Below are 1,117 nucleotides of genomic sequence, written 5' to 3'. Positions count from 1 at the left end.
CTGATATTGGTCCTGCGACACGAGAAGTCATCCATAAAATGCTTAGCTCTAAGCCTCATCCAGAACAGTCATATCGCTCCTGTCTTGGATTACTCAATCTGAGTAAAACCTATGGTGAATCACGCCTAGAGCAGGCTTGCCAGGATGGGCTGATGCTGACAAAAACCAACTACACCTTCATTAATAATCTGCTTAAGAACAATCGAGAAGGACAATTGAATAAGGGTAAGGCCAGTACCCCAAACCTTGTTCATAGCAATGTTCGTGGCCCGAACTGTTACCACTAGGAGAAAGGATATGTACGCACTGAATGACCAACTAAAAACTCTCCGCCTGAGCCATGCAGCAAAAGCGCTAGAGCAGCAACAAGAGCAACTGACAACCTATGCAGAACTGAACTTCGAGGAAAGGCTAAGCCTACTTTTGGAAAGCGAAATATTAAATCGTAACCAGACGAAAATCGAACGGCTAAAGCGACAAGCCAAGCTGAGAGTTGATGCTCAACCGAGCCAACTCGTTTACAAGGAAGGACGAAACCTAAATCGTAGACAGATGAGCGAGCTGCTAACGGGGAGCTATCTACATAAACATCAAAATATCTTAATTACTGGGCCGACTGGTGCAGGCAAAACTTATCTTGGCTGCGCCCTGGCTACCAGTGCCTGTAACCAACAACATGCCGTCAGGTATTATCGTTTAACTCGCCTACTTGATGAGCTTACGGCTGGCCGCCTAGATGGCAGCTACCAAAAGCAACTTCTCTCACTATCTCGAAAATCCCTGTTGATCCTGGATGACTGGGGAATGGAAACGCTAACACCAGAACATGCTAGCCACTTACTAGAGTTGCTTGAAGACCGATATCAAAACAGCAGCACAATCGTGATCAGTCAACTGCCGGTAAAGGAGTGGTACAACATGATTGGTAATGCCACCGTCGCAGACGCATTATTAGATCGGCTAGTGCACAATAGTCATCGAATAGAACTGGGCGGAGAGTCCATGAGAAAACTGGCGCTATCCGATCACTTAGAGTAAAAATAAGACGAGAGAAAAACGGCAGGATCAGCTGATCGGAATAGACCGAAACGAGCGATCGCAATCACCGGAATACGCA

1 protein-coding gene and 1 pseudogene are annotated in these 1,117 nt (G+C 46.4%); both read left to right on the top strand.

The features are described from left to right. A pseudogene (locus FJM67_RS17365) lies at positions 1–287 on the top strand (IS21 family transposase); the annotation flags it as partial. 10 nt (positions 288–297) lie between these two features. Beyond that, a complete protein-coding gene (gene istB / locus FJM67_RS17360) occupies positions 298–1,038 on the top strand; it encodes an IS21-like element helper ATPase IstB (protein WP_140591948.1) in 741 nt (246 codons plus the stop codon). The last annotated feature ends 79 nt before the right edge of the window (positions 1,039–1,117 follow it).

The sequence above is a fragment of the Maribrevibacterium harenarium genome (genome assembly GCF_006385675.1).
Classification (GTDB): domain Bacteria; phylum Pseudomonadota; class Gammaproteobacteria; order Pseudomonadales; family Marinomonadaceae; genus Marinomonas; species Marinomonas harenarium.
This window is presented reverse-complemented; position numbering and strand designations above follow the sequence as displayed.

Coding starts and splice junctions, on each gene's coding strand:
- istB (WP_140591948.1), top strand. CDS start 298: ATGTACGCACTGAATGACCAACTAAAAACTCTCCGCCTGAGCCATGCA.